Annotated in this window: 11 protein-coding genes; 9 read left to right on the forward strand and 2 right to left on the reverse strand. The window is 68.6% G+C overall.

Annotation, left to right across the window (positions count from 1 at the left end):
• The first annotated feature begins 179 nt into the window (after positions 1 to 179).
• From MKCMC460_RS25530 to MKCMC460_RS25570, 9 genes are all read left to right on the forward strand, one after another.
• Positions 180 to 1,880, forward strand: coding sequence for an acyclic terpene utilization AtuA family protein (locus MKCMC460_RS25530; protein WP_238305012.1), 1,701 nt, complete (start codon positions 180 to 182; stop codon positions 1,878 to 1,880).
• Entirely contained in the window at positions 1,877 to 3,025 is a 1,149-nt protein-coding gene (locus tag MKCMC460_RS25535; RefSeq protein WP_236977846.1) for an acyl-CoA dehydrogenase family protein, read from the forward strand. Before MKCMC460_RS25530 ends, MKCMC460_RS25535 begins: the two co-directional genes overlap by 4 nt.
• A 52-nt stretch (positions 3,026 to 3,077) precedes the next feature.
• Positions 3,078 to 4,667: an acyl-CoA carboxylase subunit beta gene (locus tag MKCMC460_RS25540; RefSeq protein ID WP_236984415.1), complete on the forward strand. Its 1,590-nt coding sequence runs from the start codon at positions 3,078 to 3,080 to the stop codon at positions 4,665 to 4,667.
• A gap of 5 nt (positions 4,668 to 4,672) precedes the next feature.
• Positions 4,673 to 6,661 (forward strand): biotin carboxylase N-terminal domain-containing protein, encoded by a 1,989-nt coding sequence (locus tag MKCMC460_RS25545; protein ID WP_236977847.1) that lies wholly within the window; start codon positions 4,673 to 4,675, stop codon positions 6,659 to 6,661.
• Positions 6,658 to 7,824 carry an acyl-CoA dehydrogenase family protein gene (locus tag MKCMC460_RS25550; protein ID WP_238305013.1) on the forward strand — a complete coding sequence of 389 codons (1,167 nt, stop codon included), beginning with the start codon at positions 6,658 to 6,660 and terminating at the stop codon, positions 7,822 to 7,824. The genes MKCMC460_RS25545 and MKCMC460_RS25550 overlap by 4 nt, the downstream gene beginning before the upstream one ends.
• Positions 7,824 to 8,600, forward strand: a complete 777-nt coding sequence (locus MKCMC460_RS25555) for an enoyl-CoA hydratase family protein (RefSeq protein ID WP_236977848.1) — start codon at positions 7,824 to 7,826, stop codon at positions 8,598 to 8,600. Before MKCMC460_RS25550 ends, MKCMC460_RS25555 begins: the two co-directional genes overlap by 1 nt.
• An 81-nt stretch (positions 8,601 to 8,681) precedes the next feature.
• Positions 8,682 to 9,284, forward strand: coding sequence for a DUF1707 domain-containing protein (locus tag MKCMC460_RS25560; RefSeq protein WP_236977849.1), 603 nt, complete (start codon positions 8,682 to 8,684; stop codon positions 9,282 to 9,284).
• A gap of 111 nt (positions 9,285 to 9,395) precedes the next feature.
• Positions 9,396 to 9,701: a hypothetical protein gene (locus tag MKCMC460_RS25565; protein ID WP_236977850.1), complete on the forward strand. Its 306-nt coding sequence runs from the start codon at positions 9,396 to 9,398 to the stop codon at positions 9,699 to 9,701.
• Positions 9,698 to 11,329 (forward strand): alpha/beta hydrolase, encoded by a 1,632-nt coding sequence (locus MKCMC460_RS25570; RefSeq protein WP_238305015.1) that lies wholly within the window; start codon positions 9,698 to 9,700, stop codon positions 11,327 to 11,329. Before MKCMC460_RS25565 ends, MKCMC460_RS25570 begins: the two co-directional genes overlap by 4 nt.
• 23 nt (positions 11,330 to 11,352) lie before the next feature.
• Here the strand turns inward: MKCMC460_RS25570 and MKCMC460_RS25575 are convergent, their stop codons facing one another.
• Together MKCMC460_RS25575 and MKCMC460_RS25580 are read right to left on the reverse strand one after the other, a co-directional pair.
• Positions 11,353 to 13,341 (reverse strand): VWA domain-containing protein, encoded by a 1,989-nt coding sequence (locus MKCMC460_RS25575; protein ID WP_238305017.1) that lies wholly within the window; start codon positions 13,339 to 13,341, stop codon positions 11,353 to 11,355.
• Positions 13,334 to 14,716, reverse strand: coding sequence for an ATP-binding protein (locus MKCMC460_RS25580; RefSeq protein ID WP_236977854.1), 1,383 nt, complete (start codon positions 14,714 to 14,716; stop codon positions 13,334 to 13,336). Before MKCMC460_RS25580 ends, MKCMC460_RS25575 begins: the two co-directional genes overlap by 8 nt.
• Positions 14,717 to 14,801 lie beyond the last annotated feature (85 nt).

The following is a 14,801-nucleotide window of genomic DNA, read 5'->3' on the forward strand; positions in this document are numbered from 1 at the left end:
GTTGCTGACCGGATGTGGCGACAGTTGTCGATCAGGATAGTCGGTGGGCCTGCCGCTCACCAAAATGACTTCGGCCGCGGCGCCTCATCCCGGGGCGGTGCCGGTTGACGGGACACCCGACAGACGGGCTAACCTACCGGTTGGTTGGTCGTGTTCACGCCGATCCCGGGAGGATGCGCATGGCAGCTCTGGACGCCGTCCGGATCGCGAACTGCTCCGGTTTCTACGGCGACCGGCACTCGGCGATGCGCGAGATGCTCACCGGCGGCGACGTCGACTACATCACCGGGGACTACCTGGCCGAACTGACCATGCTGATCCTGGGCCGCGACCGGATGAAAAGCCCCGAACGCGGTTACGCCAAGACCTTCCTGACCCAACTCGAGGACTGCTTGGGACTGGCTCACCAGCGCGGCGTGCGCATCGTCGCCAACGCCGGCGGGCTGAATCCCGCCGGGCTGGCCGACGCGGTACGCGCCTTGGCGCAGCGCCTGGGCATCCCGGCCCGGGTGGCCCACGTCGAGGGTGACGACCTGCAGCCGCGCGCCGCCGAACTCGGTCTGGGTTCGCCGCTGACGGCGAATGCCTACCTGGGCGGCTGGGGCATCGCGGACTGTCTGCGGGCCGGGGCCGACGTGGTGGTCACCGGGCGGGTCACCGACGCCTCGGTGATCGTCGGGTCCGCCGCCGCGCACTTCGGTTGGGGCCGTAACGATTACGACGCACTGGCCGGCGCGGTGGTCGCCGGACACATCATCGAGTGCGGCACCCAGGCCACCGGCGGCAACTTCTCCTTCTTCACCGAGATCCCCGACCTGACCTACCCCGGTTTCCCGCTGGCCGAGGTGGCGGCCGACGGCTCCGCGGTGATCACCAAGCACCCGGGCACCGGTGGTCTGGTCAGCGTCGACACCGTAACCGCCCAGCTGCTCTACGAGATCGCCGGCGCCCGATACGCCAACCCGGACGTGACGGCGCGGATGGACACCATCTCCCTGTCCTCGGACGGGCCCGACCGGGTACGGATCAGCGGCGTGATCGGCGAGCCGCCGCCGCCCACGCTGAAGGTGTCGCTGAACAGCATCGGCGGGTTCCGCAACGCGATGACGTTCGTGTTGACCGGGTTGGACATCGAGGCCAAGGCGGAGTTGGTGCGACGCCAGCTCGAGGCCACCCTGACGGTCAAGCCTGCCGAGATGCAGTGGACGCTGTCGCGCACCGATCGCCCCGACGCCGACACCGAGGAGACCGCCAGCGCGCTGCTCAGCTGCGTGGTCCGCGATCCCGATCCCGCCAACGTGGGACGCAAATTCTCCGGCGCCGCAGTCGAATTGGCGCTGGCCAGTTATCCGGGCTTCACCGCCACCACGCCGCCGGGCGACGGCCAGGTGTACGGGGTCTTCACACCGGGCTACGTGGATGCCGCCCTGGTGCCGCACGTCGCCGTGCATGCCGATGGCACCCGCGTCGAAATCCCCTGTGCTGAACAGACTTTGACGCTGGCGCCGACCGCTGCCGCGCCGCTGCCCGACCCGCTGCCGCCCGGACCGGCCCGCCGCGTCCCGCTGGGGCTGATCGCCGGGGCCCGCAGCGGCGACAAGGGCGGCTCGGCCAACGTCGGGGTGTGGGTACGCACCGACGACCAATGGCGCTGGCTCGCACATACTTTGACCGTCGAGTTGCTCAAGGAACTACTACCCGAGGCCGCCGAGCTCGACGTCACCCGCCATGTACTGCCCAACCTGCGGGCGGTGAACTTCGTGATCGAGGGAATCCTCGGCCAGGGCGTTGCCTACCAGGCGCGTTTTGATCCGCAGGCCAAGGGGCTGGGCGAATGGTTGCGCAGCCGCCACGTCGACATTCCGGAGGCGCTGTTATGACCATCTGGACCACACCGGAGCGCGAGCAGCTGCGAAAAACGGTCCACTCCTTCGTCGAACGGGAGGTCCTGCCGCACGTCGACGAGTGGGAGCGCACCGGCGACCTGCCTCGCGAACTGCACCGCCGCGCCGGCGAAGCGGGCCTGCTGGGCGCCAACTTTCCCGCCGCGGTCGGCGGCGGTGACGGCGACGGCGCCGACGCGGTGGTGATCTGCGAGGAGTTCCACCAGTCCGGCGCGCCCGGCGGGGTTTTCGCCTCGTTGTTCACCTGCGGCATCGCGGTGCCGCACATCATCGCCTCCGGCGACGAGCGGTTGATCGAGACCTACGTGCGCCCGACGCTGGCCGGCGAGAAGATCGGTGCGCTGGCCATCACCGAGCCGGGCGGTGGCTCGGACGTCGGGCACCTGCGGACCTCGGCGGTGCGCGACGGTGACCACTACGTCGTCAACGGCGCCAAGACCTACATCACCTCCGGGGTGCGCGCGGACTTCGTGGTGACCGCGGTCCGCACCGGCGGCCCCGGCGCTGCCGGGGTTTCGCTGCTGGTGGTCGATAAGGACACACCCGGGTTCGCGGTGACCCGCAAGCTGGACAAGATGGGCTGGCGGTCCTCGGACACCGCGGAACTGTCCTACACCGATGTACGGGTGCCGGTGGCCAACCTGGTCGGCGCCGAGAACAGCGGCTTCGGCCAGATCGCGCAGGCATTCGTCTCCGAGCGGATCGGCCTTGCCGCACAAGCCTATTCGAGTGCGCAGCGGTGCCTGGACATCACCGCGCAGTGGTGCCGGGACCGGGAGACCTTCGGCCGGCCGCTGATCTCGCGCCAGGCGGTGCAGAACACGCTGGCCGAGATGGCTCGCCGCGTCGACGTCGCCCGTGTCTATTCACGCAATGTGGTGGAGCGGCAACTGGCCGGCGAGACGAACCTGATTGCGCAGGTGTGCTTCGCCAAGAACACCGCCGTCGAAGCCGGCGAGTGGGTCGCCAACCAGGGCGTCCAATTGTTCGGCGGGATGGGCTATATGGCCGAATCCGAGATCGAACGCCAGTACCGGGACATGCGGATCCTGGGTATCGGCGGGGGCACCACCGAGATCATGACCGCATTGGCCGCCAAACTCCTGGGGTATCAACAATGATCACAGCTCCTTTTCCTCATCGCTTCGCTCTGCATCGCCGGAGCTGGCAATGATTCTGCGGTCCACGCTCGATCCCGCTGCCGACGCTTTCACCGAGGCCGCCGCGGCGGCGACCACCAAACTCGACGAGATCGCCGCCGAACTGGCCAACGCTGTCGAAGGCGGCGGACCCAAATACGTTGAACGCCATCATGCCCGGGGCAAGCTGACCGCCCGGGAGCGAATCGAACTGCTGGTCGACGCGGACTCCCCGTTCCTGGAGTTGAGCCCCCTGGCGGCCTGGGGCAGTCCGTTCAAGGTGGGCGCCAGCGCGGTCACCGGAATCGGCGTCGTCGAAGGCGTCGAATGCATGATCGCCGCCCACGACCCCACGGTGAAGGGCGGCACCAGCAACCCGTGGACCTTGAAGAAGATCCTGCGGGCCAACCAGATCGCCTTCGAGAACCGGCTCCCGGTGATCTCGCTGGTCGAGTCCGGCGGCGCGGACCTGCCGACGCAGAAAGAGATCTTCGTTCCCGGCGGCCGGATGTTCCGCGACCTGACCCGCCTTTCGGCGGCCGGAATACCGACCATCGCACTGGTTTTCGGCAATTCGACCGCCGGTGGCGCCTACATCCCGGGCATGTCGGATCATGTGGTGATGATCAAGGAACGCTCCAAGGTGTTCCTGGCCGGTCCCCCGCTGGTGAAGATGGCCACCGGTGAGGAATCCGACGACGAATCACTGGGCGGCGCCGAAATGCATGCCCGGGTATCAGGTCTGGCCGACTACTTCGCCCAGGACGAATTCGACGCGATCCGCATCGGCCGCCGCGTCGTGGCCCGGCTCAACTGGCGCAAGCAAGGCCCGCAGCCGCGTCCGGTGACCGAACCGCTGTTCGACACCGAGGAACTCATCGGCATCGTCCCGGCGGACCTGCGGATCCCGTTCGACCCGCGCGAGGTGATCGCCCGGATCGTCGACGGCTCCGAATTCGACGAGTTCAAACCGCTGTACGGGTCGTCGCTGGTGACCGGCTGGGCGCAGCTGCACGGCTATCCGATCGGCATCCTGGCCAATGCCCGCGGCGTGCTGTTCAGCGAGGAATCGCAGAAGGCCACCCAGTTCATCCAGCTGGCCAACCGCTACGACACACCACTGTTGTTCTTGCACAACACCACCGGCTACATGGTGGGCAAGGACTACGAGGAGGGCGGGATGATCAAGCACGGCTCGATGATGATCAACGCTGTGTCCAACTCGAAGGTCCCGCACATCTCGCTGCTGATCGGCGCATCCTACGGCGCCGGGCACTACGGCATGTGCGGCCGCGCCTACGACCCCCGGTTCCTGTTCGCCTGGCCCACCGCCAAATCCGCGGTGATGGGTGGCGCCCAGCTGGCGGGGGTGCTGTCGATCGTGGCCCGGGCGGCTGCCGAGGCCCGCGGTCAGCAGGTCGACGAAGAGGCCGACGCCGCCATGCGGGCCGCCGTCGAAGGCCAGATCGAAGCCGAGTCGCTGCCCATGGTGCTCTCCGGAATGCTCTACGACGACGGGGTGATCGACCCCCGCGACACTCGCACGGTGCTGGGAATCTGTCTGTCCGCCATAGCGAATGGCGCGATCGAGGGGACGCCGAACTTCGGCGTCTTCCGGATGTGAGCCCCATGATTACTCGAGTGCTGGTCGCCAATCGCGGTGAGATCGCCCGGCGGGTGTTCGCCACCTGCCGTCGGCTCGGTCTGGGCACCGTCGCGGTCTACACCGAACCGGACTCCACATCCCCGCACGTCGGCGAGGCCGATGCCCGGGTCCGATTGCTCAACACCAACGACTACCTCAACGCCGAGGCCATCATCGCGGCGGCCGAAGCCGCGGGCGCCGACGCCGTGCACCCCGGCTACGGATTCCTCTCGGAGAACGCCGAATTCGCCGCTGCCGTGCAGAACGCCGGCCTGGCCTGGATCGGGCCACCGGTGGACGCGGTGCGCGCCATGGGCTCCAAAATCGAATCCAAGAAGCTGATGTCGGCGGCCGGAGTCCCGGTGCTCGAGGAACTCGACCCGGCCACCGTCACGCAGCAGCAGCTGCCGGTACTGGTCAAGGCCTCTGCCGGCGGCGGCGGTCGGGGCATGCGTGTGGTACGCGAATTGTCCGCACTACCAGGCGAAGTCGAGGCGGCCCAGCGCGAAGCGCAGTCGGCATTCGGCGACCCGACGGTGTTCTGCGAGCGCTACCTGCCCGCCGGGCACCACATCGAGGTCCAGGTGATGGCCGACAACCACGGCACAGTCTGGGCCGTCGGTGAACGGGAATGCTCCATCCAGCGGCGCCACCAGAAAGTGATCGAAGAGGCCCCCTCGCCGCTGGTGGAGCGTGTTCCGGGGATGCGTGCCAAGCTGTTCGAAGCGGCCCGGCTGGCGGCCGCCGCGATCGGTTACAGCGGCGCGGGCACCGTGGAGTTCCTGGCCGACGACCACGGCGAGTTCTTCTTCCTGGAGATGAACACCCGGCTGCAGGTCGAGCACCCGGTCACCGAGGAGACCACCGGGCTGGACCTGGTCGAGTTGCAGCTCGACGTCGCCGGCGGCGGCAAGCTGGGCGCCGAACCATCGGTGACACAAGGACATTCGATCGAAGCGCGACTCTACGCCGAAGACCCCGCACGCGGCTGGCAGCCGCAGGCCGGCCAGGTGCACGCCATCCACCTGCCGTCGGTGCGAGCCGAGTTCGGCGCCCTTGGACACCGGACCGGGATCCGGCTCGACTCGGGCATCGTCGACGGCTCCGTGGTCTCGATCCATTACGACCCGATGCTGGCCAAGGTGATCTCCTGGGCCCCGACTCGCCGGCAAGCGGCGCTGGTGCTCGCCGACGCGCTGGCCCGCGCCCACCTGCACGGCCTGCGCACCAACCGTGAACTGCTGGTCAACGTGCTGCGCCAGCCCGCCTTCCTCGACGGCGCCACCGACACAGCGTTTTTCCACACGCACGGGCTGGCCGAGCTGGCCGCACCGCTGGCCGATGCCCAGGCGGTCCGGTTGTCGGCACTCGCCGCCGCGCTGGCCGACGCGGCGCACAACCGCGCCGCTGCCACCGTGCTGGCCGCCGTTCCCAGCGGCTGGCGCAATCTGGCATCGGGCTTTCAGTCCAAGGCCTACCGGGACGACGACGACAACGAACAACTGGTCCGATACCGTTACACCAGAACGGGTTTGGCCCTTCCCGATGACCCTGCCGTGCAGTTGGTGTCGGCAACGCCGGATCAGGTGGTGCTGGCCGAACACGGGGTCGCGGTCGGCTTCGCCGTCTCCCGCTACGGTCACGACGTCTACGTCGACTCGGCACGCGGACCCGTGCACCTGCACGTACTACCGCGCTATCCCGAGCCCGGATCTTCCGTCGAGCAGGGGTCGCTGGTTGCGCCCATGCCCGGCAACGTGATCCGCGTCGGCGCCGACGTCGGCGACACGGTCACCGCCGGCCAGCCGCTGATCTGGCTGGAAGCCATGAAGATGGAACACACCATCGCCGCACCGAACGACGGCGTACTCGCCGAACTCAACGTCCAAGCCGGCCAACAAGTCGAAGTCGGCGCCCTATTGGCGCGCGTCGAAACACCCGAAGCACCGCAAGCAGAAGGGGATCCCCAATGACCGACACCAGTTTCATCGAGAGCGAAGACCGTCAGGCATTGCGCAAGGCGGTGCGCGAATGGGCGTCCGGCTACGGCGCCGAGTACTACCTGAAGAAGGCGCGCGCCCAGGAACACACCGACGAATTGTGGAGCGAGGCAGGAAAACTCGGCTTTCTCGGGGTGAACCTGCCCGAGGAGTACGGTGGCGGCGGCGCCGGCATGTACGAGCTGTCGCTGGTGATGGAGGAGATGGCGGCCGCCGGCAGCGCACTGCTGCTGATGGTGGTGTCACCGGCCATCAACGGCACCATCATCAGCAAGTTCGGCACCGAGGAGCAGAAGAAGCGCTGGATTCCCGGCATCGCCGACGGCACGCTGACCATGGCGTTCGCCATCACCGAACCCGACGCGGGCTCCAACTCGCACAAGATCACCACGACCGCCCGCCGCGACGGCAGCGACTGGATCCTCAAGGGCCAGAAGGTCTACATCTCCGGCGTCGACCAGGCCCAGGCGGTGCTGGTGGTCGGGCGCACCGAGGAAGCGAAAACCGGCAAGCTGCGGCCGGCGCTGTTCGTGGTGCCCACCGACACCCCGGGCTTCACTTACACCCCGATCGACATGGAGATCGTCAGCCCCGAACGGCAGTTCCAGGTCTTCATCGACGACGTGCGGCTACCGTCGGATGCCCTGGTCGGCGCCGAAGACGCCGCCATCGCACAGCTTTTCGCCGGCCTGAACCCCGAACGCATCATGGGCGCGGCCAGCGCGGTCGGCATGGGGCGCTGCGCACTCGGCAAGGCTGTCGAATACGTCAACACACGCAAGGTCTGGTCCACCCCGATCGGGGCGCACCAGGGCCTGGCACATCCGTTGGCGCAGTGTCACATCGAGGTCGAGCTGGCCAAGCTGATGATGCAGAAGGCCGCGACGCTCTACGACAGCGGTGACGACGCCGGCGCGGCCGAGGCGGCCAACATGGCCAAGTACGCCGCGGCCGAGGCCGCCAACCGCGCGGTGGACCAGGCCGTTCAGTCGCTGGGCGGCAACGGGCTGACCAAGGAGTACGGCGTGGCCGCCATGATGTCGTCAGCTCGGCTGGCGCGGATCGCGCCGATCAGCCGCGAGATGGTGCTGAACTTCGTCGCGCAGACCTCGCTGGGCCTGCCCCGCTCCTACTGATGGACACCCTGGTCGACTACGCACGCGTCGGTGTCGTCGCACGGCTGACGCTGAACTCCCCGCACAACCGCAATGCCCTGTCGACCGCCCTGGTCACCCAGTTGCACGACGGCCTGCGGGCCGCCGCGGCGGACCCGGCGGTGCGGGTGGTGGTGCTGGGGCACACCGGCGGCACGTTCTGCGCCGGCGCCGACCTCAGCGAAGCGGGCAGCGGCGACCCCTACGAACTGGCGGTGGCGCGGGCCCAGGAGATGACCACGCTGCTGCGCAGCATCGTCTCCTCGCCGCTGCCGGTGATCGGCGCCGTCAACGGGCATGTGCGGGCCGGCGGGTTCGGTCTGGTCGGGGCGTGCGACATCGTGGTCGCCGGACCCAGGAGCACCTTTGCCCTGACCGAGGCCCGGATCGGCGTCGCGCCCGCGATCATCTCGCTGACCCTGCTGCCGAAACTGTCGGCGCGGGCGGCGGCGCGCTACTACCTCACCGGAGAAACGTTCGGCGCCAGCGAAGCCGCCGAGATCGGGTTGATCAGCCTGGCCGCCGACGACGTGGACGCCGCGGTGGCCAGGCTGGTCGCCGACGTCGGCCGCGGGTCACCGCAGGGCCTGGCGGCGTCCAAGGCGCTGACCACCGCGGCCGTGCTGGATGGTTTCGACCGCGACGCGCAGCGGCTCACCGAGGAGTCGGCCCGACTGTTCGTCTCCGACGAAGCACGCGAAGGGATGCTGGCATTCTTACAGAAACGGCCCCCCAGCTGGGCTTCTGCACCGGAATAGGACTGGGCCGACGGCGCGAAGATTGCAGTTTAGCCAAACCCTCTTGCAGCAAAAATATGAAGTCGTAAGCTCGCCTGTGAGATGACCAACCCAGCCCAACGTAATGTGAAGGCCTTACGCGACGAGCTGTCGCGCGCAGAGGACACCGATCGCATCCAGATTGCGCAGTTGCTGGCCTACGCCGCCGAGCAGGGCCGCCTGCAGCTCAACGAGTACGAAGATCGGCTGACCAAGGCCTACGCGGCGACGACGTACCGGGAACTCGATCAGTTACGCGCCGACCTGCCGGGCACCGTGGTGAGCGAGCGCCGCGGCGGTAGCTGCAATCCGGCGCCGTCCACGCTGCTGCTGGCCATCATGAGCGGCTTCGAGCGCCGCGGGCGCTGGAACGTGCCGAAGAAGCTGACCACTTTCACGTTCTGGGGCAGCGGGGTGGTGGACCTGCGCTACGCCGACTTCACCTCCACCGAGGTCGAGATCCACGCGTACTCGATCATGAGCGCGCAAACCATCCTGTTGCCGCCGGAGGTCAACGTCGAGATCGACGGCCACGGGATCATGGGCAACTTCGACCAGTCGGTGGTCGGCGAGGGCAGCCCGGGCGCACCCAACATCCGGATCCACGGCTTCTCGCTGTGGGGCGGGGTCGCCATCAAGCGCAAGCCGCGCAAGCCTCGCAAGTAATCCACAGACACCACATCGGGTAATCCACACGGGCCACCGCAGTGAGTGGCCCGTCGTTTTGACCGCTGCCACGCTTTCGCCGGAAGTTCACCTCGGCGGAGGACGGATGGTATGGCGGAAGAACTGCGCGTGGCTCCCCACGTGCTCGCCCAGGTTGGGACGGCGCTGGCCGACCACGGCCAGGCGTTGCTGGATCTGCAGCAGGCGTGTCACACCGACGCCGACGGCGCCCAGCCCGGCTGGGTGGGCGCTTCGGCCGGCGCCCTGTCGGGGCTGTTGGACGGCTGGACGGCCTCGAGTGCTGACCACCTTGGTCGCATTGACCAGCATGCGGCTGGGATGCATTGTGCTGCAGCCGGTTTCGCTGAGCTGGAGCACGCCGGCGCGGCACAGCTGACCGGTCGGTCGGCGCCATGACCGTGACCCCGGCCGATATCGAGCGCTGGGATCCCGAGGCGATCCGTGCCGTGTTCGACGCGGCGATCCGGCGCGCACATGGCACCCGCACCGCCTCGGCGGCGGTCACGGAGACGATGCGGCTGCTGAACTTCGGCGGCGACACCGCCGACGCGGCGCAAGCAGCCACCCGGCACACCGCACTGGTTCTGGACGGCCACGCCGACGCCTGCGAAGCCGTCGCGCGCGCCGCCGAGCAGTCCGCCGACGAAGTCACCGCAATCAAGCTGCAGCTGAGCACAATCCGCGATCTGGCCCGGTACAGCCGGGTGGTCATCGACGACGAGAGCGGCGCGGTGCTGCCGCCCTCCGACTTCACCTCGCTGCCCGCCGACGACCAGCAGCGCATCCTGGACGCGGCGCTCAGGCTCACCGAAAGTATGTGGAATCTGTTGGTGTCGGCCGAGATCGCCGATGAAGATCTGGCGGCGGCGATCCGCGGCGCTGACGGCGATCTCTCCCCCGACCAGCTCAGCGCGCAACTCGGTCACCAACCGACCGGCCTGCCGGCGCTGCCGCCCAGCGGCAGCACCCCCGATCAGGTGAGCAGCTGGTGGCATGCATTGACACCGAGCCAGCAGGACCGGGTCGAGGAATCGGCCCCGGACGCCATCCGCAACCTCGACGGTATTCCAGTCGCCGTCCGCAGCCGGCTCAATCTGCCGGTGCTGCAACACGAAATCACCCGTCTGCAGCGAGGCTGGTTCGACGGCGCCGGCCTCTGGCACACCGATCCGGAGAAGATGGCCGACCTGCGGGCGCTGCGCAGCGCCCTGGACGCCAATCCCGGATCCAGCCTGATCCTGTTGGACACCACCGGGCTTGCCGGAAAGGTGCTGGCGGCGGTCGGAGTCGGCGACGTCGACAACGCCGAGTGCGTCGGCGTCATGGTGGGCGGCTTGAACACCCGGGTCAGTGCCAGCGTCTTCGACGTGACGAATCAGGCTGCGGCACAGCGGGACAAAGCGCGCGAACTCCGCACGGCGGCGCACCGCAGCAATCCCGGCGCGGTCGCGTCCATCGCCTGGCTGGGATACGACGCACCCGACAGCCTGCGCGACGTCACGCACGACTGGCATGCCCGCGACGGAGCCGACAAACTCAACCGCTTCTACAAAGGGCTTGCCGCGGCGAGTAACGTTGCCGATCAACACATCACCGCGTTCGGCCACTCCTACGGCTCGCTGGTCACCAGCCTGGCCCTGCAGCAGGGCGCACCGGTGAGCGACGTCGTCCTGTACGGTTCGCCGGGCGGCGAACTCACCGACGCGTCTCAGCTGGGCGTACAGCCCGGCCACGCGTTCTACCTGAACGGCGTGAACGACTATGTGGCGCAGACCATTCCCGGATTCGGCGCGTTCGGCCCGGCTTTGCAGGACGTGCCGGGGATGATGCCACTGTCGACCGGGACGGGCGTGGCGCCGCCCAACGAATACGGCGACGGGCAACTGCACGAACGCGCCTACGGCCATTCGGACTACGCCCGAATGGGCAGCAACGGGCAACTACGCATGAGCGCCTACAACATGGCCGCGGTGCTGGCCGGCTTGCCCGACGACCTGATCCGGCCGGCCGGGCCGCGCCGATGAGCCGGCCCCTCCGTCCGCGAGCCCTACCGGCGACGCCGCCGCGACCGCAGGTAGTCCCCGACCACCGCGGCACCCAGCCCGTCCAGATCGGGCACCACCACCCGGCCCTCCACCCGCCGGGCCACCTGGTCGATGAACCGCGCCAGCCCGGGATCGCTGCCCAGCCGGAAGATGGTGATCTGCGCGCCGAGCCGGGCCATGTCGTCGAAACCCTTGACGGTGAACGAGATGGTGCGCGGATGCGGCGGATAGTCAAAGAACACCGACGTGCCGTCGCCGTTGAAATCCTCCAGGTGGGCCGTCGGTTCGCCGTCGGTGACGATCAGCACCACCGGCTGCGCATTGGGGTGACGACGCAGGTGGCGCCCGGCCAGCGCCAGCGCGTGATGCAGGTTGGTGCCCTGCTCGTACACGCCCTCCAGCCCGGTCAACTCACCCGCCGTCACGGTGCGCGCGTAACGTCCGAAAGCGATGATCTGCAAGGCATCCGAGCGAAACCGGGTGGTCACCAGATGGTTCAGCGCCAGCGCCGTCTGCTTCATCGGCAACCAGCGGTTCTCCATCACCATCGAGAACGAGGTGTCCACCAGCAACGCCACCGCGGCCTGGGTGCGGGTCTCGGTCTCGGAGATCTCGACGTCGTCCACGGCGATGCGCAGCGACGGGCGGCCCTCGTCGAGGGTGTGCGTACCCGCTTGGCGCAGTACGGCATTGGTGAGCGTGCGGGAGATGTTCCACGGTTCGGTGTCGCCGAATTGCCAGGGCCGGGTCGCTCCGGTCAGCTCGCCGGCCGCACCCGCGCGCCGATGGTCACGCTCGCCGTGCCGGCCGGAAAGCTGTTGCGCCACATCGCGTAACGCGGTCTCCCCGAGCCTGCGCAACGCCTTCGGGGACAGCCGCCACTGCCCGTCGGAACCGCGATCCAGAAAGCCCTGATTGACCAGGGCGCGTTCGAGTTCGGCCAGGGTGCGGGCGTCGACGGCGGCCTCGTCGCCGAGCTGGCGGGCCAGCGCGTCGAGGTCGACGTCGTCCATGGTGGCACCGGGGTACGCCTGCGAAAGCTGTTCGGCGAGTTGCTCGAGCTCTCCGATGTCGGCCAGCGCCTGCGCTCCCTCGCCCATGCCCAGCGGGTTGTCACCGGAGAACTGCTGCGACCCTTCCCAATCCTCGCCCGGGCGGGCGGCCTGCAGATGCGCGTCCAGCCGGCCCAGCGCCTGCATCAGCGACGGTGAACCGAAAGCCTGCTGCGCCAAGGCATCCAGCTCGTCGCGCTGCTCCTGGGACAGGCTGTTGCGGAACCGCTGCGCGGCAGCGGCGCGCTTGGCCAGCGAGTCCAGCAACTCCTCCACGTTCTGTGGGTTCTCCGGGAAGAACTCACCGTGGGCGTCCATAAAATCCTGAAAGTCCTGCTGAGTGTCCTCGCCGCGAGAGTGCTTGTCCAGCAAGTTGTTCAGGTCGTTGAGCATGTCGTTGACCCGCTGGCGGTCCTCGTCGGTGGCGCCTTCCAGCGCCTGCTTCATGCCGGCGAAGCGTTGGTCGAGCATCTCGCGGCCCAGCAGATCCTTGATCTGCTCGTACTTCTGCCGGGCCTCGGGACTGCGCCAGTTGTATTCGGACAGTTCCTGCACGGCCTTGGCCGGAGACGGCGGCAGCGCTTCCAGCTGCAGCTCGGAGAAGCGTGCGTCGTCGTCCAGTGCGCGCGCCAGTTCCTTGCGCTCGGCCAGCACGGCCTCGTCGAGCAGCTTCTTGATTTCCTGCAGCGTGCCGTCCAAGTTGTTGCGGCGCAACAGGTCCCGGCGGCGGCGGTTGGCCTCGGCGGCCAGCCGGTCGGCGCCGCGCATGTTCTCGGTGCCGCGCCTCAGCAGCTCGGACAGCGCGCGGCGCGGCGAGGTGCCGGCCATCACGTCCTGGCCGATCTGTTCGAGCGCCTCACGCAGGTCCACCGGCGGAGCCAGCGGGTCGGGCCCGCCGGTGTACGCCGAGTACCGCGACGAGTGCCCTCTGTTAGCCATAGACGGTCTGCCCTTCTCCGGACACCTTGTCGACCCGCTTCGCCAGGTACAACGCTTCGAGTGCCAACTCCAAGGCGGCGGCCCGCTCGCCCTCGGATTCGGCGCCGAGCTTGCGGGCGATGGCGTCCACCACCGGCAGTCCGGGCACCGCGGCCAGCACGTCCTTGGCCGACACCCGTTCGCCCGTGGTCACCGCGGAACCGCCTTCGACAGCGGTCACCAGGGTGCCGACGTCGATGCCACCGAGCACGCGGGACGCGGTGTCGGCGGTGGCGCGGCGCAGCAGGTGCTCGAGCACGGCCTGCTCGCGACCCTCCTCGCCGGACTCGAATTCCAGCTTGCCGCGCAGCACGTCGATCACGGTGCCCAGGTCGACCACCCGGGCCACCGGGTCGGTTTCTCCCAGGATCGCACCGCGGTGGCGGGCCGCGGCGGCGACGGTCTCGGCGGCGGCGATGGCGAACCGCGCCGACACCCCGGAGCGCTGGTCGACCGAGCTGGACTCCCGCAGATAACGGGCGAACCGGGCGATCACCTGCAGCAGATAATCCGGCACCTGCGCGCTCAGGTGCGCCTCCTGGGCGATGACGCCCATTTCGGCCTCGAGTTCCAGCGGGTAGTGGGTGCGGATCTCGGCGCCGAACCGGTCCTTGAGCGGGGTGATGATCCGGCCGCGGTTGGTGTAGTCCTCCGGGTTCGCGCTGGCCACCACCAGCACGTCCAGCGGCAACCGCAGCGTGTAGCCGCGGACCTGGATGTCGCGCTCCTCCATCACGTTGAGCATGGACACCTGGATGCGCTCGGCGAGGTCGGGCAGCTCGTTGACGGCGACGATCCCGCGGTGCGCGCGCGGGATCAGGCCGTAGGCGATGGTCTCGGGGTCGCCCAGGCTGCGGCCCTCGGCGACCTTGATCGGGTCGATGTCGCCGACCAGGTCGGCGACGCTGGTGTCGGGGGTGGCCAGCTTTTCGGTGTAGCGCTCGCTGCGGTGCTTCCACGCGATCGGCAGGTCGTCCTGGGCCTGGGCGGCGCGGCGGATCCACTCCGGGGTGATCGGGGTGTAGGGGTGCTCGCCCAGCTCGGAACCCTCGATCACCGGGGTCCACTCGTCGAGCAACCCGGTCAGCGCGCGCAGCAGCCGGGTCTTGCCCTGGCCTCGTTCGCCCAGCAGCACGAAGTCGTGCCCGGCGATCAGCGCCCGCTCCAGCTGCGGGATCACGGTGTCTTCGAAGCCCAGGATGCCCGGCCACACGTCGTCGCCGTCGGCCAGCGCGGTGAGCAGATTCTCGCGGATTTCCTGCTTGACGCCGCGCTCGCGATGACCGGAGGCGCGCAGCTCGCCGACGGTTCTGGGCAGATTGCTCGGTGAAGTCACCTCTCCACGCTACGACCATGCCGCGGATTCGGCACGGGCGCGTTCCTCGAATGCACACAAGGCCGGGCAATCAAGTTGATCGCCC

Origin of the sequence: Mycobacterium sp. 20KCMC460, assembly GCF_022179425.1 — a bacterium.
Taxonomy (GTDB): domain Bacteria; phylum Actinomycetota; class Actinomycetes; order Mycobacteriales; family Mycobacteriaceae; genus Mycobacterium; species Mycobacterium kiyosense.

Excerpts from the sequence above, each read along its gene's own strand:
- MKCMC460_RS25530 (WP_238305012.1), top strand. The coding sequence starts at position 180 with ATGGCAGCTCTGGACGCCGTCCGGATCGCGAACTGCTCCGGTTTCTAC.
- MKCMC460_RS25535 (WP_236977846.1), top strand. The coding sequence starts at position 1,877 with ATGACCATCTGGACCACACCGGAGCGCGAGCAGCTGCGAAAAACGGTC.
- MKCMC460_RS25545 (WP_236977847.1), top strand. The coding sequence starts at position 4,673 with ATGATTACTCGAGTGCTGGTCGCCAATCGCGGTGAGATCGCCCGGCGG.
- MKCMC460_RS25550 (WP_238305013.1), top strand. The coding sequence starts at position 6,658 with ATGACCGACACCAGTTTCATCGAGAGCGAAGACCGTCAGGCATTGCGC.
- MKCMC460_RS25555 (WP_236977848.1), top strand. The coding sequence starts at position 7,824 with ATGGACACCCTGGTCGACTACGCACGCGTCGGTGTCGTCGCACGGCTG.
- MKCMC460_RS25560 (WP_236977849.1), top strand. The coding sequence starts at position 8,682 with ATGACCAACCCAGCCCAACGTAATGTGAAGGCCTTACGCGACGAGCTG.
- MKCMC460_RS25565 (WP_236977850.1), top strand. The coding sequence starts at position 9,396 with ATGGCGGAAGAACTGCGCGTGGCTCCCCACGTGCTCGCCCAGGTTGGG.
- MKCMC460_RS25570 (WP_238305015.1), top strand. The coding sequence starts at position 9,698 with ATGACCGTGACCCCGGCCGATATCGAGCGCTGGGATCCCGAGGCGATC.
- MKCMC460_RS25575 (WP_238305017.1), bottom strand. The coding sequence starts at position 13,341 with ATGGCTAACAGAGGGCACTCGTCGCGGTACTCGGCGTACACCGGCGGG.